Origin of the sequence: Pseudoduganella sp. R-34, from assembly GCF_049904655.1 — a bacterium.
Classification (GTDB): domain Bacteria; phylum Pseudomonadota; class Gammaproteobacteria; order Burkholderiales; family Burkholderiaceae_D; genus Rugamonas.
Window position 1 is genome coordinate 5,908,623 of sequence record NZ_CP184572.1, and the last position, 26,040, is coordinate 5,934,662.

At 63.6% G+C, this 26,040-nt stretch carries 26 protein-coding genes; 10 read left to right on the plus strand and 16 right to left on the minus strand.

Annotated elements, in window-relative coordinates; all coding sequences use genetic code 11:
- Positions 1-29 precede the first annotated feature (29 nt).
- A complete protein-coding gene (locus ACN9MW_RS27155) occupies positions 30-908 on the plus strand; it encodes an HlyC/CorC family transporter (protein ID WP_426172317.1) in 879 nt (292 codons plus the stop codon).
- A complete protein-coding gene (lnt, locus tag ACN9MW_RS27160; protein WP_426164751.1) occupies positions 908-2,446 on the plus strand; it encodes an apolipoprotein N-acyltransferase in 1,539 nt (512 codons plus the stop codon). The genes ACN9MW_RS27155 and lnt overlap by 1 nt, the downstream gene beginning before the upstream one ends.
- 21 nt (positions 2,447-2,467) lie before the next feature.
- On the opposite strand, the gene ACN9MW_RS27165 is transcribed toward lnt, so the two are convergent.
- Positions 2,468-3,568 carry a hypothetical protein gene (locus ACN9MW_RS27165; RefSeq protein ID WP_426164753.1) on the minus strand — a complete coding sequence of 367 codons (1,101 nt, stop codon included), beginning with the start codon at positions 3,566-3,568 and terminating at the stop codon, positions 2,468-2,470.
- Between the two features lie 173 nt (positions 3,569-3,741).
- On the opposite strand from ACN9MW_RS27165, the gene glyQ reads away from it, so the two are divergent.
- The 6 genes from glyQ to ACN9MW_RS27195 are packed head-to-tail and all read left to right on the plus strand — an operon-like array spanning position 3,742 to position 9,658.
- On the plus strand, positions 3,742-4,638 hold the full coding sequence (gene glyQ / locus ACN9MW_RS27170) for a glycine--tRNA ligase subunit alpha (protein ID WP_426164755.1): 897 nt from the start codon (positions 3,742-3,744) through the stop codon (positions 4,636-4,638).
- Between the two features lie 13 nt (positions 4,639-4,651).
- Positions 4,652-6,754 (plus strand): glycine--tRNA ligase subunit beta, encoded by a 2,103-nt coding sequence (gene glyS, locus ACN9MW_RS27175; RefSeq protein ID WP_426164757.1) that lies wholly within the window; start codon positions 4,652-4,654, stop codon positions 6,752-6,754.
- A 1-nt stretch (position 6,755) separates the two neighbouring features.
- The gene (gene gmhB, locus ACN9MW_RS27180) at positions 6,756-7,313 is read left to right on the plus strand and encodes a D-glycero-beta-D-manno-heptose 1,7-bisphosphate 7-phosphatase (protein WP_426164759.1); all 558 of its coding nucleotides are present in this window, start codon (positions 6,756-6,758) and stop codon (positions 7,311-7,313) included.
- A 13-nt stretch (positions 7,314-7,326) separates the two neighbouring features.
- Entirely contained in the window at positions 7,327-8,067 is a 741-nt protein-coding gene (locus ACN9MW_RS27185; RefSeq protein ID WP_426164761.1) for a lysophospholipid acyltransferase family protein, read from the plus strand.
- A complete protein-coding gene (locus ACN9MW_RS27190) occupies positions 8,013-8,951 on the plus strand; it encodes a M48 family metallopeptidase (RefSeq protein WP_426164763.1) in 939 nt (312 codons plus the stop codon). Before ACN9MW_RS27185 ends, ACN9MW_RS27190 begins: the two co-directional genes overlap by 55 nt.
- Complete coding sequence (locus ACN9MW_RS27195) at positions 8,951-9,658, plus strand: phosphodiester glycosidase family protein (protein WP_426164765.1); 708 nt, start codon at positions 8,951-8,953, stop codon at positions 9,656-9,658. The genes ACN9MW_RS27190 and ACN9MW_RS27195 overlap by 1 nt, the downstream gene beginning before the upstream one ends.
- On the opposite strand, the gene ACN9MW_RS27200 is transcribed toward ACN9MW_RS27195, so the two are convergent.
- The 8 genes from ACN9MW_RS27200 to ACN9MW_RS27235 form a co-directional block, all read right to left on the minus strand.
- Entirely contained in the window at positions 9,655-10,260 is a 606-nt protein-coding gene (locus tag ACN9MW_RS27200; protein ID WP_426164767.1) for a response regulator, read from the minus strand. The two genes, ACN9MW_RS27195 and ACN9MW_RS27200, sit on opposite strands and share 4 nt — an antisense overlap.
- Complete coding sequence (locus ACN9MW_RS27205; protein ID WP_426164769.1) at positions 10,257-11,372, minus strand: sensor histidine kinase; 1,116 nt, start codon at positions 11,370-11,372, stop codon at positions 10,257-10,259. Before ACN9MW_RS27205 ends, ACN9MW_RS27200 begins: the two co-directional genes overlap by 4 nt.
- An 11-nt stretch (positions 11,373-11,383) precedes the next feature.
- The gene (locus ACN9MW_RS27210) at positions 11,384-13,171 is read right to left on the minus strand and encodes a CIA30 family protein (RefSeq protein ID WP_426164771.1); all 1,788 of its coding nucleotides are present in this window, start codon (positions 13,169-13,171) and stop codon (positions 11,384-11,386) included.
- Between the two features lie 91 nt (positions 13,172-13,262).
- Positions 13,263-14,546: a lipid IV(A) 3-deoxy-D-manno-octulosonic acid transferase gene (waaA, locus tag ACN9MW_RS27215; protein WP_426164773.1), complete on the minus strand. Its 1,284-nt coding sequence runs from the start codon at positions 14,544-14,546 to the stop codon at positions 13,263-13,265.
- A gap of 2 nt (positions 14,547-14,548) precedes the next feature.
- Complete coding sequence (gene waaC, locus ACN9MW_RS27220) at positions 14,549-15,514, minus strand: lipopolysaccharide heptosyltransferase I (protein ID WP_426164775.1); 966 nt, start codon at positions 15,512-15,514, stop codon at positions 14,549-14,551.
- A complete protein-coding gene (locus tag ACN9MW_RS27225; protein ID WP_426164777.1) occupies positions 15,515-16,894 on the minus strand; it encodes a phosphomannomutase/phosphoglucomutase in 1,380 nt (459 codons plus the stop codon).
- Between the two features lie 36 nt (positions 16,895-16,930).
- Positions 16,931-17,245: an H-NS family nucleoid-associated regulatory protein gene (locus ACN9MW_RS27230; RefSeq protein ID WP_426164779.1), complete on the minus strand. Its 315-nt coding sequence runs from the start codon at positions 17,243-17,245 to the stop codon at positions 16,931-16,933.
- A 51-nt stretch (positions 17,246-17,296) separates the two neighbouring features.
- Positions 17,297-18,394 carry an MraY family glycosyltransferase gene (locus tag ACN9MW_RS27235; RefSeq protein ID WP_426164781.1) on the minus strand — a complete coding sequence of 366 codons (1,098 nt, stop codon included), beginning with the start codon at positions 18,392-18,394 and terminating at the stop codon, positions 17,297-17,299.
- Positions 18,395-18,614: 220 nt separating this feature from the next.
- On the opposite strand from ACN9MW_RS27235, the gene ACN9MW_RS27240 reads away from it, so the two are divergent.
- A complete protein-coding gene (locus ACN9MW_RS27240; protein ID WP_426172318.1) occupies positions 18,615-19,460 on the plus strand; it encodes a symmetrical bis(5'-nucleosyl)-tetraphosphatase in 846 nt (281 codons plus the stop codon).
- On the opposite strand, the gene ACN9MW_RS27245 is transcribed toward ACN9MW_RS27240, so the two are convergent.
- Genes ACN9MW_RS27245 through ACN9MW_RS27275 form a run of 7 tightly spaced genes read right to left on the minus strand, consistent with a single transcriptional unit; the run spans position 19,457 to position 24,453 of the window.
- The gene (locus tag ACN9MW_RS27245; protein WP_426164783.1) at positions 19,457-19,939 is read right to left on the minus strand and encodes a hypothetical protein; all 483 of its coding nucleotides are present in this window, start codon (positions 19,937-19,939) and stop codon (positions 19,457-19,459) included. The genes ACN9MW_RS27240 and ACN9MW_RS27245 overlap by 4 nt on opposite strands.
- A complete protein-coding gene (locus ACN9MW_RS27250; RefSeq protein WP_426164785.1) occupies positions 19,936-20,733 on the minus strand; it encodes a lysophospholipid acyltransferase family protein in 798 nt (265 codons plus the stop codon). The genes ACN9MW_RS27245 and ACN9MW_RS27250 overlap by 4 nt, the downstream gene beginning before the upstream one ends.
- Positions 20,714-22,018, minus strand: coding sequence for a dihydroorotase (locus tag ACN9MW_RS27255; RefSeq protein ID WP_426164787.1), 1,305 nt, complete (start codon positions 22,016-22,018; stop codon positions 20,714-20,716). Before ACN9MW_RS27255 ends, ACN9MW_RS27250 begins: the two co-directional genes overlap by 20 nt.
- A gap of 2 nt (positions 22,019-22,020) precedes the next feature.
- A complete protein-coding gene (locus tag ACN9MW_RS27260; RefSeq protein ID WP_426164789.1) occupies positions 22,021-22,986 on the minus strand; it encodes an aspartate carbamoyltransferase catalytic subunit in 966 nt (321 codons plus the stop codon).
- A complete protein-coding gene (pyrR, locus tag ACN9MW_RS27265) occupies positions 22,979-23,500 on the minus strand; it encodes a bifunctional pyr operon transcriptional regulator/uracil phosphoribosyltransferase PyrR (RefSeq protein WP_426164791.1) in 522 nt (173 codons plus the stop codon). The genes ACN9MW_RS27260 and pyrR overlap by 8 nt, the downstream gene beginning before the upstream one ends.
- Positions 23,487-23,825 carry a Holliday junction resolvase RuvX gene (gene ruvX / locus ACN9MW_RS27270; RefSeq protein WP_426164793.1) on the minus strand — a complete coding sequence of 113 codons (339 nt, stop codon included), beginning with the start codon at positions 23,823-23,825 and terminating at the stop codon, positions 23,487-23,489. Before ruvX ends, pyrR begins: the two co-directional genes overlap by 14 nt.
- A 52-nt stretch (positions 23,826-23,877) precedes the next feature.
- Positions 23,878-24,453, minus strand: a complete 576-nt coding sequence (locus ACN9MW_RS27275; protein ID WP_426164795.1) for a YqgE/AlgH family protein — start codon at positions 24,451-24,453, stop codon at positions 23,878-23,880.
- A 184-nt stretch (positions 24,454-24,637) separates the two neighbouring features.
- Here ACN9MW_RS27275 and ACN9MW_RS27280 point away from each other — a divergent pair, with 184 nt between their 5' ends.
- Complete coding sequence (locus ACN9MW_RS27280) at positions 24,638-26,002, plus strand: cryptochrome/photolyase family protein (protein ID WP_426164797.1); 1,365 nt, start codon at positions 24,638-24,640, stop codon at positions 26,000-26,002.
- Positions 26,003-26,040: the final 38 nt, after the last annotated feature.

Sequence of the window (26,040 nt, forward strand, 5' to 3'; positions counted from 1 at the left end):
ACTTCGGAACAACGGCTTTAATGCCAATTATGCAAGAGCACTCTAGTAGCGTCAGGAATGACGCTAAACCACACCGGTCGCTGTTCGAGCGACTCACCGCCCTGATTTCCCCTGAGCCCGAGAGCCGCTCGGAGCTGCTTGAAGTCCTGCACGACGCCCATGAACGCAACCTGATCGACGCCGACGCGCTGTCGATGATCGAAGGCGTGTTCCAGGTGTCGGACCTGTCGGCGCGCGACATCATGATCCCGCGCTCGCAGATGGACGTCATCGACATCACCAAACCGATCGAGGAATGGCTCCCGCTGGTGCTGGAAACGGCCCACTCGCGCTTCCCTGCCATCGAAGGTGAACGCGACAAGGTGGTCGGCATCCTGCTGGCGAAGGATCTGCTGCGCTATTACGCGGAAGAATCGTTCGACGTGCGCGACATGCTGCGCCCTGCGATCTTCATCCCGGAATCGAAACGCCTGAACGTGCTGCTGCGCGACTTCCGCGCCAACCATAACCATATGGCCATCGTGGTCGATGAGTACTCCGGCGTGGCCGGCCTGATCACCATCGAGGACGTGCTGGAGCAGATCGTCGGCGATATCGAAGACGAATACGATTTCGATGAAGAAGAAGACAATATCCTATCCATCAAGGAAGGCAAGATCGGCCCGCGCTGGCGCATCAAGGCGCTGACCGAGCTGGAACAGTTCAATGAAGAGCTGGATGCCGACTTGGCCGACGAGGATGTCGACACTATCGGAGGCCTGGTGGCCAAGCACCTGGGCCGCATGCCGCACAAGGGCGATACCTTCGACATCGCCAACCTGCGCTTTGAAGTGCTGCGCGCCGATGCGCGCCAGGTCCATGTGCTGACGGTTGAAAAACTGCCGGCATCCGTGGACGAGCAGGACTGATGCGCTGGCGTAAGACCAAGGCAGGCGAACCGCCTGCCGCGCCCCGCTCTACCCGTAGCCGCATGCTGATCGCCGCCATCTCCGGCGCGGCGGGCGTGTTCGCGTTCGCGCCGTTCGGCTGGTGGCCGCTACAGATCCTTTCGCTGGCAATGCTGGCCTACCAGGCCTTGCGCGCGGATGGCGTGCGTGCCTGCGCCCTGGTCGGCTGGGCCTTCGGCTTTGGCTGGTGCCTGGCGGGATTCCATTGGTTGTACATCGCGATCCACAATTTCGGCGGCATGCCGGCGCCGCTGGCCGCCATTTCGATCGCCCTGCTGGCGGCGGCAATGGCCTTGTATGCCTCGGGCGCCCTGGCCGCTACCGCCTGGCTGCGCAAGCGCTGGCCGCTGCCGCTGCCTGCCGCCACGCTTCTTGTGTTGCCGGCTTGCTGGGCTCTGTTCGAATTCCTGCGCGGCTGGCTTTTCACCGGTTTTCCCTGGGTGACGGCGGGCTATGCACACAATACTTCGCCGCTGGCAGGCTATGCCCCGGTGCTGGGCGTGTACGGCATCAGCTGGCTGGCCGCCATCACCGCTGGCGCCCTGCCGCTGCTGATGCATCCGTTCCGCTACAAGGCGATTACGCTGGTAGCGGCGATCTGGATCGGCGGCTTTGCGCTGGGCCGGGTCGAATGGACGACCCCTTCCGGCAATCCCCTGTCGGTGCGCCTGGTTCAGGGCAATGTCCCGCTGGTGAATAAATTCGACATCAAGCATCTCGGCGACATCCTGCGCATGTACCAGCAAGTGGTAACTGCGGCTCCCGCCGACCTGATCGCAATTCCGGAAACGGGCGTGCCGCTGTTCGCCTCTCAACTGCCGCCTGGCTATCTAGATTCCTACGGCCAGTTCGCGCGCCGCACCGGCAGCCATATCGTGCTGGGCATGCCGATGACCAATGGCATGGAATATTCGAACAGCGTGCTCGGCCTGCCGCCTTCGCTCTCCAGCAGCACTTATCGCTACGACAAGCACCACTTGGTGCCGTTCGGTGAATTCATCCCGACTGGCTTCCGCTGGTTCACCAACCTGATGCAGATCCCGCTCGGTGACCAGACACGCGGCGCTGTGATCCAGGCCCCGTTCCCGGTGAAGGACCAGAAAGTGCTGCCGAATATCTGCTACGAAAACGTGTTCGGAGAAGAGATCGCGGAACAGATTTCGCTGACCGGCGCCACGGTGATGCTGAACGTATCCGAGCTGGCATGGTACGGGGAATCGATTGCGATTCCGCAGCACTTGCAGATGTCGCAGATGCGTGCGCTGGAAACCGGCCGGCCGATGCTGAGCGCCACCAATAGCGGCGCCACGGTCGTGATCTCTCCACGCGGCGAAGTGATGCACGCGTTGCCTTATCGCCAGCCGGGCGTATTGAGCGCAACGGTACAAGGCATGTCGGGCGACACGCCTTACATCAAGCTGCAGAACAAGCTGTTCTTTGTCCTTGCCGCCCTGGCTTTGGCCGGTGCCTGGCTCTGGGCGCGATCCGTTAAACGCTAGCGGAGTGGAGCGCAAAACCGATCAGTGTTTTGCGCTCTCAATGACATCTTCGATACTTTTTGCTTCCAGCACCGCCATGATTTGACGCTCCAGGTCCTCGACGGTGCCTGCGGCGATCACTTGCTGCACATGCTCGTCCAATGGACCAAAACGCAGCCCAAGTTGGGACAGGACGATCTGGCGCAACATGCGCAGCTTCCCCTCCCGTAGTCCTTCCTCGCGTCCTTCTTCGCGTCCTTCTTCGCGTCCTTCCAGCCGTCCTTCCAGCCGTCCTTCCAGCCGTCCTTCCAGCCGTCCTTCCATCCGTCCTTCCATCCGTCCTTCCATCCGACCTTCCAACCGGCCTTCCAACCGGCCTTCCTGGCGGCCTTTGATCTTGGCACGCTTTTCAACGCGATGTTCATACGCACTCATGTAAGGCATGGCACTCCTCCCAAACAAGTCCTCCAACCTGGCATCCAGCTGTTGCTGCAATCCCCAAGGCAAGCGCATCATGCGATCGATTAACTCATGAACATCGAGAACTTTTTCCTTAGGCCAACCACAAGCATGAATTCCTGTTAGCAGACAGCCTTTGACACGCATGCGGTCCTCTAGTTCCCTGCGAGTGCGAAGGGTCGCCACATGCGCCGAAACCAGCCACGCGAAAACGTTGTCGCTCAACAGTAGTTCCGCGATCCGGTCCTCAAAGTCGATTAACTTGATCGTTTCGAATCCGAAACTCAATTGCGTGCGCCCGGAAATCATCTCCAAGCCCTCCGGACGCCAAGTTGGGCTGAGATCGCCAAGGATAGCGATACTACGCACCGGCAGGCGGAAGCGTTCATACAGGCGGTAGTAGCAGATAAACATGCGCTCCGCAAAATCAGCCTGGCTGGCGGTCTGGACTTCGATATGCCACAAGCAACTGGAACTGTCCGGTTCAGTAACGCGCATCAGCTTGTCCAGTCGACGCAGCCCAAATGCCCCATCGCGCACGCATTGGCCAAGCTCCTGCTCCAGGCTCTCGGGTGCAACTTGCCTTTCCCGCGTTTCAAGCAGGAAAAGTTCCGCAAAATCAGCCAGATAGCGCTCAGGGGCATGCTTCCACGGGGAATCAAAGTCGGCATTTGGACTATCCATGCTGCTTGGAGGCGGCTACGGGCTAGAGGTTCACGCGGCACCGCCAAGGTTTGATATTGATCAAAGGACCAGCCAGCCGGGCAAAACTCTACAGGTTCGCCGCAAAAACCGCTAAAATGAGCCGTTTTAGCGAACCGATAACGCTCGCGCCCAGGGCGCCACCAACGACCACGATGCTGACATTTCAACAAATTATCCTGACCCTGCAAACCTACTGGGACAAGCAGGGCTGCGCATTGCTCCAGCCGTACGACATGGAAGTCGGCGCGGGCACCTTCCACACCGGCACTTTCCTGCGCGCCATCGGCCCTGAGCCTTGGCGTGCCGCCTACGTCCAGCCATCGCGCCGCCCGAAAGACGGCCGCTACGGCGAAAACCCGAACCGCCTGCAGCACTACTACCAGTACCAGGTGGTCCTGAAGCCGGCGCCGGAAAACATCCTGGACCTGTACCTGGGCTCCCTGGAAGCGCTGGGCCTGGACCTGAAACAGAACGACGTACGCTTCGTGGAAGACGACTGGGAAAGCCCCACCCTGGGCGCCTGGGGCCTGGGCTGGGAAGTCTGGCTGAACGGCATGGAAGTGACCCAGTTCACCTACTTCCAGCAAGTGGGCGGCCTCGATTGCAAGCCGGTGCTGGGCGAGATCACCTACGGCGTTGAGCGCCTGGCCATGTACCTGCAGGGCGTGGAAAACGTCTACGACCTGGTGTGGACCGAGTGGGAAGAAGGCGGTGTGAAGAAGCAGCTGAAGTACGGCGACGTGTTCCACCAGAACGAAGTGGAGCAGTCCACCTACAATTTCGAGCACGCCAACACCGAGCTGCTGTTCGCGCAATTCGCCAACCACGAATCGGAAGCGAAGCGCCTGATCGAGCTGCAACTGACCCTGCCGGCCTACGAGCAGATCATGAAAGCCTCGCACAGCTTCAACATGCTGGACGCCCGCGGCGCCATCTCCGTGACCGAGCGCGCCGCCTACATCGGCCGCGTGCGCAACCTGTCGCGCATGGTGGCCCAGGCCTACTACGAGTCCCGCGAACGCCTCGGCTTCCCGATGGTCGCCAAATAAACGAATACCGAACATGAATCAGACCCTGCTCATCGAACTGCTGACCGAAGAACTGCCGCCGAAGGCCCTGTCCAAGCTGGGCGCCGCTTTCGCCTCCGGCATCGTCAACGGCCTGAAATCGCGCGACTTCCTGGAAGAAGACAGCGTCGCCACCACTTACGCCACGCCGCGCCGCCTGGCGGTGTCGATCACCAAAGTACGCGCCACCTCGCCGGACAAGCAGGTACGCGAAAAGATCCTGCCAGTCGCCATCGCATTGGACGCCGACGGCAACCCGACCGCGCCGCTGACCAAGAAGCTGGCAGCCATGGGCCTGGCCCACATCGCCGTCGCCGACATGGAACGTGCCCAGGACGGCAAGGCCGAAAGCTTCTTCTACACTAAGCTGGCAGCCGGCTCCGCCCTGCAAGCGGGCGCGCAAGCAGCGCTGGAAGAAACCATCGCCAAGCTGCCGATTCCTAAGGTGATGAGCTACCAGCGTCCAGACGGCGAGACCGTGCAGTTCGTGCGCCCGGCCCACGCGCTGGTCGCCCTGCATGGCGCCACCGTACTGCCACTGACCCTGCTGGGCCTGACCGCAGCCAACAAGACCGAAGGCCACCGTTTCCTGACCGCACCGGGCAAGCGTGAAGTGACCATCGCGGACGCCGAGTCCTACGCAGCCACCCTGGCTGAGGCGGGCAAAGTCGTTGCAGGCTTCGATGCGCGCAAAGAGGCGATCCGTACCGCCCTGCTGCAAAAGGCAGGCGCCGACCAGGTCCTGATGCCGGAAGCGCTACTGGAAGAAGTGTCGTCCCTGGTCGAATGGCCGGTCGTGTATGAATGCCACTTCGAGGAAGAATTCCTGGCCGTGCCGCAGGAATGCCTGATCCTCACCATGCAGACGAATCAGAAATACTTCGCCCTGACCGATGCCAACGGCAAGCTGCGCTCGCGCTTCCTGATCGTGTCGAACATTGCGACCGACACGCCGGCCGCCATCATCGGCGGCAACGAGCGTGTCGTGCGCCCGCGCCTGTCCGACGCCAAGTTCTTCTTCGAGCAGGACAAGAAGAAGTCGCTGGAATCGCGCCTGCCGCTGCTGAAGAACGTGGTGTACCACAACAAGCTGGGCACCCAGGCCGAGCGCTCCGAGCGCGTCACCTCGCTGGCCGCCGCCATCGCCGGCCGCTTGGGCGGCGACAAGGCGCTCGCAGAACGCGCCGCACGCCTGTCCAAGGCCGACCTGCTGACCGACATGGTGGGCGAATTCCCTGAGCTGCAAGGCATCATGGGTACCTACTACGCGCGCCACGACGGCGAACACGAAGAAGTCGCCCTGGCCGCTTCCGAGCACTACCAGCCGCGCTTCGCCGGCGACAACCTGCCGTCTACCGCCACCGGCACCGCCGTGGCACTGGCCGACAAGGTCGAAACCCTGGTCGGCATCTGGGCCATCGGCCTGCAGCCGACCGGCGACAAGGACCCATTTGCGCTGCGCCGCCACGCCTTGGGCGTGCTGCGCATGCTGGTGGAAAAGCGCCTGCCGCTGTCCGTCTCGGCGCTGCTGGGCGACGCGGCCGCGCAGTTCGTGGCCGTGCCGAATTTCAAGGACCCGACCGCCGAAGTCACCGCGTTCATGATGGACCGCCTGCGCGGCATGCTGCGCGAGCGCGGCTTCAGCGTAAACGAGATCGAAGCAGTCGTGGCGCAGAACCCGGACCGCCTGGACGACATCGTGCAGCGCCTGGAGGCCGTGCAAGCCTTCGCCGCCCTGCCGGAGTCGGTCTCGCTGGCCGGCGCCAACAAGCGCATCACCAACATCCTGAAGAAGAACGAGGAAGCGCTGGCGCAAGCCGGCACGGTGCGCGCGGACCTGCTGCAAGATGCCGCCGAAAAGGCTCTGCACGCAGCCATGGGCCGCGTGGCGCCGGAAGTCGACACCGCATGGGCCAAGGGCGACTTCAGCGCCACGCTCAAGACATTGGCGCAACTGAAGGAAGAAGTCGACGCCTTCTTCAACGACGTGATGGTGATGGCAGAGGATATCGCGCTGCGCAACAACCGACTGGCGCTGCTGTCTTCCCTGCACGGCATGATGAACCGCGTGGCCGACATTTCCAAGCTGGCAGCCTGATATGCCTCAGACCCAGCCGACCAAGCTGATCATCCTGGACCGGGATGGCGTGATCAACCACGATTCGCCCGACTTCATCAAGTCGCCGGACGAGTGGATCCCCATCCCCGGCTCGCTGGAAGCCATCGCCCGCCTGAACCAGGCGGGCTACCGCGTGGTGATCGCGTCGAACCAGTCGGGCATCGCCCGCCAGTACTTCGACATCAACACCCTGAACGCGATCCACCAGAAGATGCACCGCCTGGCGCAGCAGGTGGGCGCCGATATCGACGCCATCTTCTTCTGCCCGCACGCGGCAGCCGACAACTGCGACTGCCGCAAGCCAAAGCCTGGCATGTTCACGGAAATCTCGAAGCGCTTCGAGATCAGCCTGAAAGGCGTGCCGACCGTCGGCGATTCGCTGCGTGACCTGCAGGCAGGCTTCATCAGCGGCTGCGTGCCGTTCCTGGTATTGACGGGCAAGGGCGAGAAGACTCATGCTACTGGTGGACTGCCGCCCGGCACGCAAGTCTTCCCCGACCTCGCTGCCACTGTAGACCACATCCTTAAGTCCGATTAATTGGAGACTGTCGTTGCGTAATTTCGTTCTGTTCCTGCGTTCCGCCCTGTTCATGGTTCTGATGGCAATTGCCACCGTCATCTGGTCCGGAGTCTGCATGCTGGCGGCGCCGCTGCCATACAACAAACGCTATTTCGTGACGTCGCGCTGGAACGTCTTCATCGTCTGGTGCGCCAAATGGATCTGCGGCATCAACTACCAGTTCAAGGGCTACGAGAACTTCCCGGATGCCCCGGCGATCATCCTGTCCAAGCACCAGTCGGCATGGGAGACCATCTTCCTGCTGGCGAACCTGCCGCGCCCGCTGGTGTTTGTATTTAAAAAAGAAATCCTGTACATCCCCTTCTTCGGCTGGGGCATTGCGCTGCTGCGCATGATCCCGATCGACCGCAAGCAAGGCAAGAATGCATTCAAATCCGTTGTTGCGCACGGCAAGCGTCGACTCAAGGACGGCCAATGGATTATCATGTTCCCGGAAGGGACTCGCATTCCGGTCGGCCAGCAAGGCAAGTACAAGAGCGGCGGCACGCGCCTGGCAGTGGAAACCGGTGCGGTGGTGGTGCCGATCGCGCTGAACTCCGGCGAGTGCTGGCCAAAGAATTCCTTTATCAAGAAACCGGGCACCGTTACGGTGTCGGTGGGCAAACCGATTTCGTCGGAAGGTAAAACTCCCGACGAATTGATGGAGCAGGTGGAACAGTGGATCGAATCAGAAATGCGCGTCATTTCGCCCCACGCCTACAGCGCTGGCTAGCCGAAAAGGCCGAAGCGCAACAGGAGGCGCCGCCGCCAGCGGCCGCGCCTTCTTCCCCGTTTCCCGTTCCCGCTCCCGCGGCAGTGAACCTGCTGCGTCCCCCGGTGCAACTGCGCCGCCCTGAACCGACCAACCCGCCACTGTCCGGCGACCAGGACAAGCGACAACTTCTTGTCGGCGAATACATTCTCGAATACGTGCTGAAGCGCTCCACGCGCCGTTCGATCGGCTTTACGGTCGACGATACCGGCCTGTACGTGACGGCGCCCAAGCGCTGCTCGCTGGCCGACATCGACAACGCCATCCGCGCCAAGCAGCACTGGATACTGTCCAAGCTTGACGAACGCCGCCAGCGCCGCGCCGCACGCCTGGAAAAGCCGCCCATCGTGTGGGATGACGGCGCGAAGCTGCCCTACCTGGGCGAAGAGATCACGCTGCGCCTGTACCAGGCGCCGCGCAATCGGACCGAATTCGATCCGGTGGCGAGGGAGCTGTCGATGGGACTGGTGCAGGGCGCCACCGAGCAGCTGCTCAAGGAACGCGTCAAGAACTGGTACAAGGCGCAGGCGGAAGGCCTGTTCCAGCAACGGCTGGACCTGTATGCGGCGCGGCTGGGCGTGCAGTATGCCGGGTTTTCGCTGTCCTCGGCCGACACGCGCTGGGGCTCCTGCACCGCGCAGCGCACGATCCGCCTGAACTGGAAGCTGATGCACTTCTCGCTGCCGCTGGTGGATTATGTGGTGGCGCACGAGCTGGCGCATATCCTCGAGATGAACCACAGCCCGCGCTTCTGGGCCAATGTCGGCCGCATCTATCCCCAGTACGAGGAAGCCAAGCAGCTGCTGCGCAAGCGCGCTGCGGAATTGCCTCCCCTGTTCACCTAGTGCGCGTTCCCCCTGCCCTCCTGCTGCTTGCATCACTGGCCGCATGCGGCACGATGCGCGCCGGCGAGCCGCATTTTACGGTCATCACGGCCGATCCGCTGCGCGAACGCCTGCAACTGTTCCTGAACGATGAGCAGGGCCGTCCCTACAAGCGGCTGGAGAGAGTCGCTGCAGCGTTGGACGGGCGCGGCCAGCATCTCTCGTTCGGCATGAATGCGGGCATGTACCATGCGGACTACTCGCCGGTTGGCTTGTTCGTTGCGGACGGTGTCGAACTGTCGCCGCTGAACCTGTCGCCAGGCAAAGGCAACTTTTTCTTGCGCCCAAACGGCGTGTTCCTGGTCAGCGACGCCGGCGCCCAAGTGGTCGAATCTTCGGCCTACCCGGCGCTTGCCGGCAAAGCGCGCCTGGCAACGCAGTCAGGCCCGATGCTGCTGACCAATGGCGTGGTCAATCCACTGTTCGATCCGGATTCGCGTTCGCGCCACGTGCGCAACGGCGTGTGCGCCCTGGACGGCAAAGCCGTCTTTGTCATTAGCGAAGAGCGGGTCAATTTCTACCAGTTCGCCAGGTATTTCCGCGATGTGTTGAAGTGCCGGGACGCCCTCTACCTGGACGGCTCGGTCTCATCGCTTTACTGGCCGGCCCTGGGCCGCAACGACCACCGTGCCGACCTGGGACCAATGATCGGCGTGATTGCGGACTAGAGCCAGCCCGCTTCGCGCGCCAGGCGGAAGGCTTCCACGCGGTTGCCTGCGTTGAGCTTGCTGATCGCTTCCGACAGGTAGTTGCGCACCGTCCCTTCCGACAGGCTTAGCTGCTTTGCGATCTCCGCGCCACTGCGGCCTTCACCGGCGAGCCGCAGCACCTGCCGTTCGCGTTCGCTCAACGGGTCTTCGCTTCCACTCCAGCTCTCCAGCGCCAGCTCCGGCGCGATGGCGCGCCCGCCGGCATGCACGCTGCGGATGGCGGAGGCCAGGGAATCGGATGGAGCATCTTTCAGCAGGTAGCCGCGCACGCCGGCCGCCATGGCGCGTCGCAGGTAGCCTGAGCGGGCAAAGGTGGTGACGATCACCACGCGCGTTGCGACACCGCGCTCGGCCAGCACGGCAGCGAGCTCGAGGCCAGTCATCAGCGGCATTTCGATATCGGTCAGCACGATGTCGGGGCGCAGTTCTTCACAGAGCAGCAATGCCTCCTGCCCGTTGCGCGCCTGGCCGACCACATCAAGGTCGGGTTCCAGTTTCAGTAGCGCAGCCAGCGCCCCCAGCACCATCGACTGGTCTTCGGCGATCAGTACGCGGATCATGCGACAGCTCCCATCGGTAAATGTAATTCCAGCGCCAGGCCGCCGGCGGCGTCGCTGGCGTGCAGTGACAGGCGCCCGCCCGCTGCCATGACACGCTCGCGCATGCCGCGCAGGCCATTGCCGCGTGCCAGCGCCCCGCGGTCAAGCGGCGCGCTGCCATCATCGCTGATGTGGCAAACAACCTGCCCGCCGTCCTGCCTTACGCTCACCAGGCAGCGCGTCGCCCTGGCGTGGCGCAGGATGTTGGTGACGGCCTCGCGCAGCGACAGCGCAAGCACGTTCTCCACCGTTGCAGGCATGGGGAAAGGCTGCACATTTGCGTCAAGTTCCACGCCGGCCGCGGCGAGCGCGGCGCGCGCCTGCGCCAGCTCTTGTGCGAAGCCGCTCTGGCGATAGCCGGTCACTGCGCTACGCACTTCGGCCAGGGCATGGCGCGCGGTGGTTTCGATATCCTTGATTTCCTTCGCCGTCGCCGCCGTGTCGCGTTCCAGCAAGCGTCCCGCCAGTTCAGCCTTGATGGCGATCAGCGACAGCGTATGTCCCAGCAAGTCATGCAGGTCGCGCGAGATGCGTTCTCGTTCTGCGATGCGGGCAAGATGCTCGACTTCTTCCTGCTTGCGCAGCAGTTGCTGGCTCGAGCGGCGCACCCGCGCATCCATCACGCTGGCGATGCCGACTGGCGCGCCGACCGCCAATGCCGGCAGCAGGAAAGGCAGCGGCAACTCCAGCGTCAGCGCAAGCAGCGTCGCGGCAATCAGGGTGATCCCGATTCCCAGGTAAGCGTGGCGCGGCTGCTCCAACGCAGCGCACATCGAGCAGGCAAAGATGAAATAGGTGCAGGCGCCAAAATTGAACGGCGCCCAGGCAACGCCCAGCGCGATGGTCGCCAGGAGCAGGGGCACCACGCGCAGGTTGCGCAGCCAGAAGCTGGCAAGGTACATCGGCACGAACGCCAGGATCGACAGCACCAGCAAGCCAAGTTCCAGCAGCGAGGGTTTGATGTAGAAGTACTTCCAGAGGAAGAAATTCAGCGACAGCAGCCACAGGTAAGGCGCCTTGCCCAGGTGCGGAGGCAACCAGGGACCTTGCAGCCAACGCCTTGCCTGGATCATGCCTGCTCCCTTTACTGGTTAGTCAAACGCACGTCGGCGATCTGGAACTGGTAGTCGCCGATCTTGGGGCCGGCATTGAACATGATGAGCGTGATCGCACCGGTATCGACCCCGGCGAAACTGGCCATCGGCATGGCAACTTCCCGCCATTCTGCACCGGCTGCAAACGGCTGATAGACCGGGATGCGCGCGCTGCCATGCATGATCCCCACCTGGTAGCCCTGGCCGTCGCCTTTGACGCGGAAGCGCAGGGTCTTGGCGGCGCTCAGGTTCGCCGCCTGGAACGGCTGGCTGCCCGGCACGAAAGCGATGCCGGCCCACGGGAAGGCAAAGCCCTGCTGCACGCTTGCCTTCACTTGGACCGCGTTCTCGCCCGCGTACTCCAGGCTCACCGTCGATTTGCCGCCCAGGAAAGCGTCGTTGGAAGGCACCCATCCGGTGCCGAACGGGCTGGCCAGCTTTTCCTTGCTGAACAGGCTGATCATGCCGTCTGCCGGCAGCACCAGCGGCGCGCCCTTGGGCGTATTCAGTTCCCTGGCCACCAGGTCCTGCTGCGCCTTGCGGCGTGCCGATACGGTCGCGCCATCCTTCCAGACTTCGACAATATTGCGAGTGGCCTTGATGTCCCGGCTTGGATCGCCTTCGACCAGCACCAGGTCGGCCTTGGCGCCTTTGGCAATGACACCCCGGTCGGCCAGGCGGAATGACTTGGCCGGTACCGACGTGGCGGCGCGCAAGGCTTCCAGCGGTGTCAGTCCGGCACCGGTCAGCGAGAGCAGTTCGTGGTGCAGGCTGGCGCCGGCCTGGGTCCCGCCGTTGCCGGCGTCCGTGCCCGCCAGGACCGGCACGCCGGCGGTGCGCAACGCGGCCACCACCGACCTGGCCGCGTTCATGCGCTGTGCCATTTCCTTTTTCCCGTACGGGGAATTCAGCGGCGCAATCTGGTCGCTCGTCAGCAGGGCCATCATCTGCTTGTCTTCCAGCACGTCCGTCTCCTTCAGGCCTGCTACGCTTTCCAGCACGCTGAAGGTCGGAATGACGAAGGCCTTGCGATCATGCGCCAGCTTGACGAAGGACTTGAGGTCCTGCTCTGTCATCGACTCGCCGTTGAACAGGTGCACCAGGCCATCGGCGCCCTCTTCCAGCGCGGTACGCGCATCCTCCGGATTGGAAATATGCACCAAGGCCAGCTTGCCGCGCCGATGGGCGGCCACGATCAGCGCCTTCACGGTGGCGCGGTCCAGGCTCGGCACCGGATGTCCGGGCCAGCCAGGTTCCATCACGATCTTGATGAAGTGCGAACCTTCCGCAATGCGGGCATCGACCCAGGGCTGCGCCTCTTCCGCCTTGGTCAGGGTAGGAATCGGCATGCCGTATTCGGTGCCATGGCCGCCCGGCACGGTGGCCAGCACGCCGGCCGAGATGATATCCGGACGATCCTTGTTCTCGCCGCGCGCCATGCGGCCGTTCATTTCCTGCAGCAGCGGCACGGCGGTGAACATATCCAGTTCGCTGGTCACGCCAAATACCAGCGGCAATTCTAGGTGCTGGAAGCTGTGGGTATGGGAATCGATCAAGCCCGGCATCAGCGTGCGGCCGGCGCCATCGACCACTTTCGCGCCGGCGGGCGTCTTGCCCTTGAAGTCGGCGCTGGCGATCTTGCCGCCTTCCAGCAGCACGCTGCGCCTGGCATGCATTTCCTGCCCGTCGAAAACGCGGACGTCCTTGATCAGGGTAGTTTCGGCTGCCATGGCAGGCAGGGCGCCGGCCAGGCTGGCGGCTACTAACAGTTTCAGCATTGCGGTTCTCCTTGTGGTCAGGTGAACCCAGTATCCGGTTTGCGCCCGCTGCGCACCAGAACGGAATGCCACGACTTGGTCATGACATTTGTCACTTCAAATCGGGAAGCAATGCAATCGTGCGTGCCGTGGCGCCGCGGTGGGTATTGGCAAAGGTCTGCGCATGCGCGCCCATGGCGCCGCGCGCTGCGCTATCGGCCAGCAGGCGCGCAGCCTGGTGCATCAGGCCGTCGCTGTTCGGCACGCGCACCGCGCCGCCCTGCTGCAGGCAGTCTTCGGTGGCTTGCGCAAAATTGAAAGTGTGCTCGCCGACGATGATCGGCTTGCCCAGTGCGGCCGGTTCAATCAGGTTCTGGCCGCCCAGCGGTTGCAGGCTGCCGCCGATGAAAGCCAGGTCGCAGGCCGAGTAGTAGGCAAACATCTCGCCCATCGAATCGCCCAGCACCACCTCGGTGGCCGGGTCGACCCTGGCGCCCGGCGCCGCCAGCGCTGAACGGCGCTGCAGCGACAGGCCGCGTTCCGTCACCATTGCCGCGACTTCGTCGAAGCGCTGCGGATGGCGGGGCACAATCAGCAGCAGCACATCCTGCGGCAGCGATGCGCGCGCAGCCTGGAAGGCATCGAGGATCAGGCCTTCTTCGCCTTCGCGCGTGCTGGCGCACAGGAATACCGGGCGCACACCGAACTGCTGGCGCAACTGCGCGCCGGTTGCCAGCGCGGCTTGCGGGATCACGACGTCGAACTTGATGCTGCCGGTCACGCTCACTTTGCTGGCGCCCAGCGCGCGGATGCGCAGGGCATCGGCCTCGGTCTGGGCCGCCACCAGCGTGATGCCTTGTGCCGCATCGCGGATCACCTTGCCGAAGCGTTGCGCCTTGCCCAGCGACCGCTCGCTCAGGCGCGCGTTGGCCAGGACCACCGGCACCTTGTCGCGCTGGCATTGCACGATCAGGTTCGGCCATACCTCGGTCTCCATCAGGATGCAGACACGCGGTTCGAAATGACGAATGAAGCGCGCCACCAGCAGCGGCATGTCGTAGGGCAGGTAGGATTGCACCACGCGTGCACCATGCTTGCCGAACAGGCTCTTGCCGGTCGCGCGGCCGGTAGGGGTCATGCAGGTCAGCACGATGCGGGCCTGCGGGTATTTCTTCAACAGCGCATCGACCAGCGGTTCGGCAGCGCGCGTCTCGCCCACCGAAACTGCATGCACCCAGATGGTGGCCGGTTCATCGTTGGCGGCGCGCGCGCCATACATGCCAAGCCGCTCGCCCCAGTGCTGGCGGTAGCCCGGCTCCTTGCGGCCGCGCCACCACAGGCGGCCCAGCACCAGCGGCAAAGCCAGCCACCACATGAACGTATAAAAGTTCCGCATGCTCAGAGCAGGCTCCTGGCCGCGGCCAGCACTTCCGCCACGCCCGGCGGCGAACCCTTGTCGCCGAGGTTGATGATGCGCGGCGACCAGTTGCCTTCGGTCTTCCAGCGCGGCGAGTCGGCATAGATTTCCACCACGGGACGCGAGAAAGCCGCCGCGATATGGGTCAGGCCCGTATCCACGCCGACCGCCAGCGCGGCGCGGCGCGCCAGCATGACGGCATCGGCCATCGACAGCTTCGGCAGCACCCGGGCATGCGGGATGCCGGCAGCCAGCGTTTCCGCTTCCGCCTTTTCCTTGTCCGAGCCCCACGGCAACAGCACGGGCATCGGCGCCAGCGCCTTGCCCAGCTCGATCCAGTTGGCAGGCGCCCATTTCTTGGCGTCGCGCGCCGTGCCGTGGAAGAACACGGCATAGGGCGCCTCCCCCATCCACTGCGGGCGCGCTTCGCTGGCCGGTACTTCAGGCAAGCCGAAATCGGCCGGATAATCCACCTTGAAGCCCAGCGCAGCGCCCACTACCAGGCGGCCGCGCGCCACCGCATGCGTGCGCGGGTCGAGCGGAATGCTCTTGCTGTGGAAGATGCGGGATATGCCTTCATAGCCCGAGCCTTCGCTGCCATTGGCCAAGCCGACCTTGTTCTTGCCGCGCGCGGCGCCCATGATGATGCCGGTCTTCAGCAAGCCCTGGGTGTCGAACACATAGTCATACTGCACTTCGCGCAGCTTGCGGAAGAAGGCCCCGATCTCGGCGCGCGTTTCCTTCTTGCCCAGGCTCTTGCGCCAGCGGCGCAGGCCCCACGGCAGGATATTGCGCACCATCGGGTTCAGGCGCACCAGGCTGACATAGCCCTCCTCCACCACCCAGTCGATGTTCGCATCCGGGAAATGGCGCTTGATGTCGGCCACGATCGGCATATTGTGCAGCACGTCCCCCAGCGACGAGACGCGCACGAGCAGGATATTCATTTAGAACGGCAGTTTCGCATCCGGCTTGGCAGCCAGGATCACATCGCGGAACTGGCCCTGGATGCGCGCCAGCGCCGCTGGCGATTCCGCCTCGAAGCGCATCACGATCACCGGAGTGGTGTTCGAGGAACGCGCCAGGCCAAAGCCATCGGCATATTCCACGCGCAGGCCGTCGATATCGATGACACGCTCATTGCCGGGGAATTTCGCCTCGGCCGCCAGCTTGGCCATCAGCGCGTAATTTTCGCCCTCGTCCAGCTGCAGCTGCAGTTCCGGCGTGCTGTCCGACTTGGGCAAGGCGTTCAGCAGCGCCGAAGGATCGGCGTGGCGGGTCAGGATCTCCAGCATGCGCGCGCCGGCGTACAGGCCATCGTCGAAACCGTACCAGCGGTCCTTGAAGAACACGTGGCCGCTCATTTCGCCGCCCAGCGGGGCGCCGGTTTCCTTCAGCCTGGCCTTCACCAGCGAATGGCCGGTCTTGCACATCAGCGGCTTGCCGCCTGCCTGTTCGATGTACGCGGCCAGGTGGCGCGTGCATTTCACGTCGTACAGGATCTGCTCGCCCGGGTGTCGGGACAGGACGTCTTGCGCGAACAGCATCAGCTGACGGTCAGGATAGATGACCTGGCCATCCTTGGTCACGATGCCGAGGCGGTCGCCGTCGCCGTCGAAGGCCAGGCCGATCTCGGCGTCGGTTTCCCGCAGCGCCCTGACCAGGTCCTGCAGGTTTTCCGGGTGCGCCGGGTCCGGGTGGTGGTTCGGGAAAGTGCCGTCCACTTCGCAGAACAATTCGACCACTTCGCAGCCCATGCCGCGATACAGGTCGCCCGCGAAGGCACCGGCCACGCCGTTGCCGCAATCGACGGCAATCTTGATCGGGCGCGCAATCTTCACGTCGCCGATGATGCGCTGCAAATATTGCGCGCGAATGTCGCAGGTGCCGTACTTGCCGGCGGCAGCCGCTGGCTGCAGGCCGGCTTCAATGGCGTGGTACAGGGCGGTGATGGCATCGCCATGGATCGCCTCGCCCTTCAGCACCATCTTGAAGCCGTTATAGTCCGGCGGGTTATGGCTGCCGGTCACCATGATGCCGGAACGGGTGTCGAGCACGTGAGTGCCGAAGTACACCATCGGCGTTGCCACCACGCCCAGGTCGATCACGTCGACACCGGCTGCCTGCAGGCCCTGCGCCAGTGCAGCGATCAGCCCCGGGCCGGACAGGCGGCCGTCGCGGCCGATCACCACGCTGCGCTCTCCCTTCGCGGCGGCAGCCAGGCCGAAGGCATGCCCAACAGAGCGCGCCACGCCTTCGTCCAGCGTCTTGCCAATGATGCCGCGGATATCGTAAGCCTTGAAAATCGATTTAGAGAGAGCAACCATAGAAAAGAGAAAACAAATAGTAGAAATTGAATCGGCTCAGATGCGCAGCTGGTCGATCGACTTGCCGCCATCGACCCATTCCTTGACCCATTTCGGCTGGCGGCCGCGGCCGGTCCACTGCTCGGCAGCATTGGCAGGATTGCGATAGCGCGCTTCCACCTTGCCGCCCTTGTTGCGGGTGCCCGGGAAGCCAGCCAGCAATTCCTTCAGCGGCACGCCGGCTTGCTGCGCGATGGCGAATATCTGCTCGCGCGCCTTTTGCTTATCCATGCCTTCGCGCTGCTTTAATTCGCGCTTAATCTGCTCTTGCAGGTTGCGCAATTCAGGGGACGACAAATTCGACAGGTCCATCTTCCTATCCTTTATCAGATTTCGATGTCTGGGAATATACACGAAATCGGCTTAACGGATTTTCTTATGTCGGATCATCCAGCGCGGCGCTTTAAATCTGACAATACGTGCATATAGCCAGACATAACTCGCAATAAATAGCAGGCAGAACAGCATCAGCACCCAGGTATAGGCCCAGAATACCGTGGCGGGAATCACCGCCATCAGCGAAAACATCCACAAATATGGCGAGGTCATCGAATTGCGGCGCACCAGCGCGCGCGCATCCTTGCGGCCCACCGCCCATTGCACCACGCGCCGGAATATCAGGCTATGCAGGTGAATACCGTCCGGCATGGCCGGCGAAGTCCCGCGGATAAAGAAGCGGCGATAAACGCTGAACAGTGTTTCAAAGGTCGGATAAATTAACAGCAATACAGCATACCAAGTAGAAACTTGTGGATTGCGCATTACCAGCAACAGGGCCAATTCGCCCAGCATGAAGCCAATAAAATAGGCGCCGCCGTCGCCCAGGAATATCAGCCCGACCGGGTAATTCCAGATCAGGAAACCGGCAGTGGCGCCTGCCACCATCAGGGCCGCCACCAGCACGAACATATCGTTGACTTGAAGAGCAACATAGCCAAGCGACAGCAGCATGCAAATCGTCACCACGCTGGCCAGGCCATTGAAACCATCGATGATGTTGACGGCGTTGGCAATGCCGGCAACGGCCAGCACCGTGAGCGGCAGCGTAAACCACAGGTACGGCAGCGGCGTGGTGGAGAACATCCAGTCGATGCGGTCGATCCGGGCATCCATCAGGAAATAAGCCAGCAAGGCAGCAAACATGGTCAGCAGCAGGCGCCGGCGCGCGCTGACCTTGCCGGTATAGTCTTCGACAATGCCGCCGAGGAAGGCAAATAGGGCACACATGATCAGTGACAGCATCCAGCTGGTCATGACCGGCACGCGCCACACGGAAACGCAGGCGCTCAGTGCCACCGCCAGGAAAATCGACAGGCCGCCGATGCGGGCCACATGATGGGCATGCACTTTTTGCACGCCGCCGAAATCAGTGTCCAACGCAGGTCCATGCAAGCGCACTTCCTTGATGACCCACAGGGTCAAGAGTGCGGACGTGAAAAAGCTCACGAGGAAGGAAAACATTTGTTCTTATCAGTATAGTGAGCCAGCCGCCATTTACGCAGCGCGGCAAGAAAGATTGCTTGCGCGCTAAGCGGCGATTGTACCGTATGCACAGGGCGGGACGGGAAATTCTAGCCGATACCGTTGCGCCCAAGGTATTTCCTTACCAATTGATACCATTTGCCAAGCCGCCCGGCGCAGCGCGCCGCCGGATGCGCTGATCATGCGTTATCCTATTGCCATGAAAACTTATGTAGTGGGCGACCTGCAGGGTTGCCACGGCGAGACAGTCACCCTGGTCGAAAAGATCCTGGACACCGAGCATGCCGCCGGAAATGAACCGCCAGCGATCCTCTTTTGCGGCGACTTGATCAACCGCGGCCCCGACTCGCTGTCCACCCTGCGCTATGTGCAGGCCCTGAGCCAGGGCAGCGACGGCCGCATCGACGCCGTGCTGGGCAACCATGACCTGCACCTGCTGGCCGTGGCCAACGGCATTCGCCCGGAGTCGAGTTCCGACACCATCGAGCATATCCTGGCGGCGGCCGACCGCGACCCGCTGCTGCACTGGCTGCGCCTGCGCCCGATGGCCATCATGCGCCGCGGCCACCTGCTGGTGCATGGCGGCGTGCTGCCGCAATGGACGGCGCAGCAGGCCATGGCGCTGGCCGGCGAGGTGGAAGCAGCCCTGCGCGGCGACGAATGGGTCGGCTTCCTGCGCGAAATGTACGGCAACCAGCCCGATCGCTGGGACGATGCGCTGACCGGAGCCGCGCGCTTGCGCTGCATCGTCAATGCCCTGACCCGCATGCGCTTTTGCAGCGCCGAAGGCGTGATGGATTTCAAGATGAAGGAATCGGCGCATGCCGATCCATCGTCCGGTCTGATGCCGTGGTTCGAGGTGCCGGGCCGCCGCACCAGCGATACCACCGTGGTGTTCGGGCATTGGTCGGCGCTGGGCCTGCGCATCATGCCGCGCCTGATTGCACTTGACAGCGGATGCGTGTGGGGCGGCAAGCTGTCGGCCGTCTGCCTGGACGACCGCAGCCTGCTGCAGGTGGATTGCCCGGAGTACCGGACGGTTTAGTGCTTCGACGTCCCGTCAGGCGGCGCCGAAGCCTGCGCCTGGGACTGGCCGTCGGCCTTGGCCGGTTCGCCGCCGCCTTCCGTGGCGGCGGGCGCCTCGCCTTCAGCCGGCGCTGCGGCGGCAGGCGCGAAAGTGGCCGCCATCAATTCCTTGTAGGCTTCCGATTTGCGCAGCGGTTCCAGGTTGGCGCTGCCCTTGATCGCCTCTTCATCGGTAAAACCGTTGACGATCGCCGTCTCCAGCGACGCCATGGCCGCGTTCTTGCGGCCCAGCTGCGCCTGGGCCTGGGACAGAAGGAACCAGGACTCGGCTTCCTTGGGCGCCTTGAGCGTGGCCGCGTAAGCCTTGTCGGCCGCAATGCCATAGTTCTTCTGCGCCAGGCTTTCCGTGGCCTGCGTGCGCAGGGTCTTGGCGTTGGTGAAGGTGTCGCCGCAGGCCGCCAACAGCAGGCAGGCTGCCAGCACGCTGATCCTGGTCATGCTGATTGCTCCTGTAAAGTTTCGGCCTCGGGCACGATGCCCAGGGCCGCACCGATGGCAGCGTGGCTCGCGGCCGCCAGTTCGCGGCGATGGGCGCCCTCGCCCGGCATCGCTTCCAGCACCGCGAGGCGCGCGCGCACCGGCTTGCCATCGAGGATATTCACCACGCTTTGCACGAAAGTCATGTCGCCGATGAAGTCCACCGACGGATGCGTCTGGCCCGCTGCATCGACGTAGGACAAGGCGAACGGCTGCACCAGCACCTTGCCGTCCACCGCCGCCTCAAACAGGTTGGCATGAAAAGGCAGCAGCGTGCCTTGCGCGGCGGTCGTCCCTTCCGGGAAAAAGGCCACGCGCTGGCCATCCTGCAGCGCATGCACCAGGCCCTTGAAGATGTTGCGCAGTTCGCGCTTGTTGCCGCGTGCGATAAACACCGTGCCCGCCTGCGCCACCAGCCAGCCGGCCATGGGCCAGTCGCGGATTTCCGCCTTGGCCACGAAGCGGCATGGATACAGCGCATTGATGACGAAGATGTCCAGCCACGAAATGTGGTTGCAGACGATCATGCCCTGCTCCAGCGGCGCCGCGCTGCCTGGCGCCATCTGCACGCTGACGTTGCAGATGGCCAGCAGCTGGCGCGACCAGCGCCGGACATGGCCGTTGCGCTTTGCCGTCCCGATGAAGGGGAAGATGAAAGCGCAAGTGGCCATGCCCGCCAGCAGGTGCACCGCCATGCGCCCGATGCGCAGCACCAGGCGCCAATCGAGATTGCGTTTAGCTGGCTGCGCGCTCATACGCCACTTGGCCCGCAACGATGGTCGCCTGCACCTGTCCCGCCAGCTCATAGCCGAGGAACGGGGTGTGCTTGCCCTGGCTGGCCAGCGCGCTGCCGGTGACGGTCCAGCGCGCGGCCGGGTCGAACACCACCACGTCGGCCACGCTGCCCACGCCAAGCTGGCCGGCCTGCGCCAGGCCAGCTACGCGTGCCGCATCACAGGTGACGCGCGCCACGGCGCGCGACAGCGCATCGTCCTTGCCTTGCAGCCCCGCATAATCGTCGGCCCACTTGATGGCCAGGGACAGCAGCAGTTCCAGGCCAGTAGCTCCCGGCGAAGCTTCGCCGAACGGCAGCAGCTTTTCGTCGTCGTCGCACGGCGTGTGGTCCGAGCACATCGCATCGATGGTGCCGTCCAGCAGGCCGGCGCGGATCGCCTCGCGGTCGCGCTGGGTGCGGAATGGCGGATCCATGCGCGCATTGGAATCAAAGAAGTTGATGTCGGTGTCGGTCAGGTGCACATGGTGTGCGCCGACGTCGCAGGTGATCGGCAAGCCTTCGGCCTTGGCGGCGCGCACCAGCTCCAGGCCGGCTGCCGACGACATGCGGCACAGGTGGACCTTGGCGCCGGTCGAGCGCATCAGCTCGAAGATGGTGTGCAGGGCGATGGTCTCGGCCATCACCGGCACGCCGGACAGGCCCAGGCGCGAAGCCAGCGGGCCGCTGTTTGCCACGCCGCCGCGGCCGATCCAGGCGTCCTGCGGGCGCAGCCAGATGGTGAAGCCGAAGGTGGCTGCATACTGCATGCAGCGCTGCAGCACGGTGGTGTCCTTGATCGGGGTTTCGGCCTGCGAAAAGCCGATGCAGCCGGCGCCGGTCAGCTCCACCAGCTCGGTCAGGGCCTCGCCTTTCAGGCCATGGGTCAGCGCGCCCAGCGGATGCACGTGGGCCTGGTTCAGGCCGCGCGCGCGGTGCTTCAGCATTTCCACCAGGCCCGGCTCGTCGAGTACCGGGTCGGTGTCGGGCGGGCACACCAGGGAAGTCACGCCGCCCTGCACTGCCGCCTGCATTTCAGATTTCAGCGTAGCCTTGTATTCGAAGCCCGGCTCGCGCAGGCGCGCGGACAGGTCGACCAGGCCCGGCGCCACGACCTTGCCGGCGGCGTCGATGGTGCGGCCGGCCTGGAAGCCGGCCGGCGCGCTGCCGATGGCGGCAACCTTGCCGTCCACGATGTACAGGTCTTGCTTGGAATCGATCTTGTTGGCCGGATCGATCAGTCGGCCGTTTTGGATAAGTACGTTCATTTTTATGCTTGCGTGCCTGCCAGGATGCTCATTACCGCCATGCGGACTGCGATACCGAAGGTGACCTGCGACAGGATCACCGCTTGCGGGCCGTCGGCCACGGCGGAGTCGATCTCCACGCCGCGGTTCATCGGGCCCGGGTGCATCACGATGGCGTCGGGCTTGGCCAGCGCCAAGCGCTCCGGCGTCAGGCCGTAGGCGCGGAAGTACTCGCCGGCGGACGGCAGCAGCGCCCCGCTCATGCGTTCGTTCTGCAGGCGCAGCATGATGATCACGTCGACGTCCTTCAAGCCTTCATCCATGTTGGTGAAGGTACGCACGCCCAGCTGCTCCAGGCCGCCCGGCAGCAGCGTGTGCGGGCCGATGGCGCGGATTTCCGGCACGCCCAGCGTGGTCAGGGCGTGGATGTCGGAACGGGCCACGCGGCTGTGCAGGATGTCGCCCACGATCGCCACGCGCAGGTTGGTGAAGTCCTTCTTGTAGTGGCGGATGGTGTACATGTCCAGCAGGCCCTGCGTGGGGTGCGCGTGGCGGCCGTCGCCCGCGTTCACCACGTGCACGTGGTTCTGCTTCGTATCCTGCAGGTGCTTGGCGATCAGGTAGGGCGCGCCGGACTGCGAGTGGCGCACCACGAACATGTCGGCGTGCATGGCCGACAGGTTGTCGATGGTGTCCAGCAGAGACTCGCCCTTGCTGGCGGAGGACGCCGCGATGTTCAGGTTGATCACGTCGGCCGACAGGCGCTTGGCCGCGATCTCGAAGGTGGTGCGGGTACGGGTGGAATTCTCGAAGAACAGGTTGAAAACGCTTTTGCCGCGCATCAGCGGGACCTTCTTCACTTCGCGGTCCGACACGGACACGAAAGAGGAGGCGGTATCGAGGATCTGGTTGATGATGGCCTTCGGCAGGCCCTCGGTCGTCAGCAGGTGCTGAAGCTCGCCGTGTTTGTTGAGTTGCGGATTAAGCATGGTTCTGTTCAAGAGTCAGGGAAAACTTTCCGTCGCCGGTTTGCTGCAGGCGCAGCGCCTGGCCCGGCGCGCAGCGCGTGTGCGCCGCCACGAAATCGGCAGCCACCGGCAATTGGCGTTCGCCGCGGTCCACCAGCGAGGCGAGCATGATGCGCGCCGGGCGGCCGTAGTCGAACAATTCGTTGATGGCGGCACGGGTGGTGCGGCCGGTGTAGAGCACGTCGTCCACCAGCACGATGGTGGCGCCGTTGACGTCAAAACCGATGTGGGTCGGTTTCACTTCGGCCGGCAGGCCCTTCTTCGCGTAATCGTCGCGGTAGAAGGACACATCCAGCACGCCCAGGCGCGCCGCCAGGCCCAGGTCCTTGGCCAGGCGCTCGGCGATCCAGGCGCCGCCGGAGTGGATGCCGACGATGGCGGGATCATTGGCGCCGGCGATACCGGCCTTCACCTGCTCGAGCAGGCTGGCGTACAGCGCTTCGGCGTCAAGCTGTTGGGGATCAGTGTGGGACATATTCGTCAAAGTATTGTTGGAGGATGATGGCAGCGGCACGGTCGTCGATGATCTCGCCGCGCTTGGCGGCAATCATCGCGGACGAGTAGCGCTCGTCGACCAGCACCACGGGAAGGTTGAAGCGGCCGTTCAGCTGATTGGCGAACTTGCGGCAGCGCGCCGTCATGTCGTGCTCTGCCCCGTCCGGGTGGAAAGGCAGGCCGACAACCAGCCTGGTCGGCCCCCATTTGTCGATCAGGGCCTTGATCTCGGCGAAGCGAGCATCGTTGACGGTGGATTGAATGACGGCCAGGGGGGTGGCCTGGCCGATCATTGTGTTTCCCATTGCGACACCAACGCGTTTGATGCCGAAGTCGAAGCCTAAAACAGTTTCCGGACTATGCATGACCCGCTTCAGAGTTGAGCATCAGGGGGTCGAAGCCCAGCAGCTTGATGGCGGCCTGGTAGCGGTCCTCGATCGGCACATCGAACAGGATGCGCGGGTCGGCGGCCACCGTCAGCCAGCCGTTGCGGGCCAGCTCGTCTTCCAGCTGGCCGGGGCTCCAGCCCGCGTAGCCGATCGACACCATCATGCGTTCCGGTCCCTGGCCGCGGGCCACGGCTTCCAGCACGTCGATGGAGGTGGTGAAGGCGACGTCGTTGGTCACCGTCAGCGAAGACGAATAGTGCGCGCCCGGGGTATGCAGCACGAAACCGCGGTCGTCCTGCACCGGGCCGCCGAACATGATCGGCTCCGACTCCAGGTGGCGCTCGGCGGCGGACGACACTTCCAGGTCGATCCGGTCGAACAGCACTTCCATGGTCATGTCGGTAGGTTTGTTGATCACGACGCCCAGCACGCCGTTCTCATTGTGTTCGCATACATACACGACCGTGCCGCCAAAGATCGGGTCTTGCATGGATGGCATGGCAATCAGGAAATGATTCGCCAGGTTGAGCGCAGGGGCAGTCATAGGCGCCTTTAGCTCCTTCAGTTCACTAGTTTCCGGTAACAATCCCGGCACAGGCATGCTTCTGGTCAATTTGACTTTTTTCATGATTGCTCTCTATGCAGGACTGTTAAGAGTTCTTTACTGTAATATCCGCGCTGCAACTGCCGGATATACCCACAGTTTACTATGAATTGCTGATCCAGCCATGAAAAACGCCCTTGTCTGGTTGCGCCGGGACCTTCGCCTGTTCGATCATGCCGCAATGCATCACGCTCTGGCCTCTGCAGGGACAGTGTACTTGGCCTTTATTTTCGACCGCGCCATCCTGGATCGGCTCCCCGCTGCCGACCGGCGGGTCGAGTTTATCCACGATACGCTGGCGGCCCTTGCTGCTGAGCTGGAAGCGGCTGGCGGGCACCTGATCGTGCGGCATGGCCTTGCCGAAACAGCAATTCCCGCGCTGGCTGCCGAGCTCGATGCGGATGCCGTTTTCGCCAACCATGACTATGAGCCGGCCGCCATTGCCCGCGACGACGCCGTGGCCCGCAGCCTGCGCGCTGCCGGCCGTGAACTGCGCACCTTCAAGGACCAGGTGGTGTTCGAGCGCGACGAAGTGCTGACCCAGGCCGGCCAGCCGTTTTCCGTGTTTACGCCCTACAAGAACGCCTGGCTGCGCAAGCTGGAAGCGGATCCCTCGGTACTGGTGCCGTACACCGTGGAGCCGGGCCGCTTCGCACCGGGCGGCAGCACGCTGCCGGCGCTGGCCGATCTTGGTTTCGAGCGCACCAACCTGCATGAACTGGGCATCGGCGACGGCCCGCAGCTGTTCGACGAGTTCCTGGGCCGGATCGCCGGCTACGGCGTGGCGCGCGACTACCCGGCCATCAAGGGGCCGTCCTACCTGTCGATGCACCTGCGCTTTGGCACCGTGTCGATCCGCCACCTGGTGCGCACCGTGATGACCCTGTCGGCGCGCGGCGCGGCAGGCGAAGGCGGCGCGGTGTGGCTGTCGGAACTGATCTGGCGCGAGTTCTACATGCAGATCCTGTACCACCATCCGCACGTGGTGGATGGCGCCTTCAAGCCGGCCTACGACAGGATCGAATGGGAAACCGGGCCGCAGGCCGACCAACTGTTCGCGGCCTGGTGCGAAGGCCGCACCGGCTATCCACTGGTGGATGCGGCCATGCTGCAGCTAAACCGGACCGGCTATATGCACAACCGCCTGCGCATGGTGACGGCCTCTTTCCTGTGCAAGGATCTGGGGATCGACTGGCGCCGCGGCGAAGCCTACTTCGCGCTGCATCTGAATGATTTCGACCTGGCGGCCAACAACGGCGGCTGGCAATGGGCGTCGTCGTCGGGCTGCGATGCGCAGCCCTACTTCAGGATTTTCAATCCGGTCACGCAGTCGCAGAAGTTCGATCCGGAGGGGAAATTCATCAAGCGCTACCTGCCGCAGCTAGCCGGTTTGCCGGCCAAGGAGATCCACCTGCCGCGCAATCCGGTCGTCGACCACGACCAGGCGCGCCAGCGCACGCTCGAGCGCTACGAAGTCGTCAAGAAATAAAAAGGGCAGGCGCTGTGGCCTGCCCTTTGGTCCGCTGC

Bases quoted from the DNA above. Each gene is read 5' to 3' on its own strand.
- ACN9MW_RS27155 (WP_426172317.1), top strand. From the start codon at position 30: ATGCAAGAGCACTCTAGTAGCGTCAGGAATGACGCTAAACCACACCGG.
- lnt (WP_426164751.1), top strand. From the start codon at position 908: ATGCGCTGGCGTAAGACCAAGGCAGGCGAACCGCCTGCCGCGCCCCGC.
- ACN9MW_RS27165 (WP_426164753.1), bottom strand. From the start codon at position 3,568: ATGGATAGTCCAAATGCCGACTTTGATTCCCCGTGGAAGCATGCCCCT.
- glyQ (WP_426164755.1), top strand. From the start codon at position 3,742: ATGCTGACATTTCAACAAATTATCCTGACCCTGCAAACCTACTGGGAC.
- glyS (WP_426164757.1), top strand. From the start codon at position 4,652: ATGAATCAGACCCTGCTCATCGAACTGCTGACCGAAGAACTGCCGCCG.
- gmhB (WP_426164759.1), top strand. From the start codon at position 6,756: ATGCCTCAGACCCAGCCGACCAAGCTGATCATCCTGGACCGGGATGGC.
- ACN9MW_RS27200 (WP_426164767.1), bottom strand. From the start codon at position 10,260: ATGATCCGCGTACTGATCGCCGAAGACCAGTCGATGGTGCTGGGGGCG.
- ACN9MW_RS27205 (WP_426164769.1), bottom strand. From the start codon at position 11,372: ATGATCCAGGCAAGGCGTTGGCTGCAAGGTCCCTGGTTGCCTCCGCAC.
- ACN9MW_RS27210 (WP_426164771.1), bottom strand. From the start codon at position 13,171: ATGCTGAAACTGTTAGTAGCCGCCAGCCTGGCCGGCGCCCTGCCTGCC.
- waaA (WP_426164773.1), bottom strand. From the start codon at position 14,546: ATGCGGAACTTTTATACGTTCATGTGGTGGCTGGCTTTGCCGCTGGTG.
- waaC (WP_426164775.1), bottom strand. From the start codon at position 15,514: ATGAATATCCTGCTCGTGCGCGTCTCGTCGCTGGGGGACGTGCTGCAC.
- ACN9MW_RS27225 (WP_426164777.1), bottom strand. From the start codon at position 16,894: ATGGTTGCTCTCTCTAAATCGATTTTCAAGGCTTACGATATCCGCGGC.
- ACN9MW_RS27230 (WP_426164779.1), bottom strand. From the start codon at position 17,245: ATGGACCTGTCGAATTTGTCGTCCCCTGAATTGCGCAACCTGCAAGAG.
- ACN9MW_RS27235 (WP_426164781.1), bottom strand. From the start codon at position 18,394: ATGTTTTCCTTCCTCGTGAGCTTTTTCACGTCCGCACTCTTGACCCTG.
- ACN9MW_RS27240 (WP_426172318.1), top strand. From the start codon at position 18,615: ATGAAAACTTATGTAGTGGGCGACCTGCAGGGTTGCCACGGCGAGACA.
- ACN9MW_RS27245 (WP_426164783.1), bottom strand. From the start codon at position 19,939: ATGACCAGGATCAGCGTGCTGGCAGCCTGCCTGCTGTTGGCGGCCTGC.
- ACN9MW_RS27250 (WP_426164785.1), bottom strand. From the start codon at position 20,733: ATGAGCGCGCAGCCAGCTAAACGCAATCTCGATTGGCGCCTGGTGCTG.
- ACN9MW_RS27255 (WP_426164787.1), bottom strand. From the start codon at position 22,018: ATGAACGTACTTATCCAAAACGGCCGACTGATCGATCCGGCCAACAAG.
- ACN9MW_RS27260 (WP_426164789.1), bottom strand. From the start codon at position 22,986: ATGCTTAATCCGCAACTCAACAAACACGGCGAGCTTCAGCACCTGCTG.
- pyrR (WP_426164791.1), bottom strand. From the start codon at position 23,500: ATGTCCCACACTGATCCCCAACAGCTTGACGCCGAAGCGCTGTACGCC.
- ruvX (WP_426164793.1), bottom strand. From the start codon at position 23,825: ATGGGAAACACAATGATCGGCCAGGCCACCCCCCTGGCCGTCATTCAA.
- ACN9MW_RS27275 (WP_426164795.1), bottom strand. From the start codon at position 24,453: ATGACTGCCCCTGCGCTCAACCTGGCGAATCATTTCCTGATTGCCATG.
- ACN9MW_RS27280 (WP_426164797.1), top strand. From the start codon at position 24,638: ATGAAAAACGCCCTTGTCTGGTTGCGCCGGGACCTTCGCCTGTTCGAT.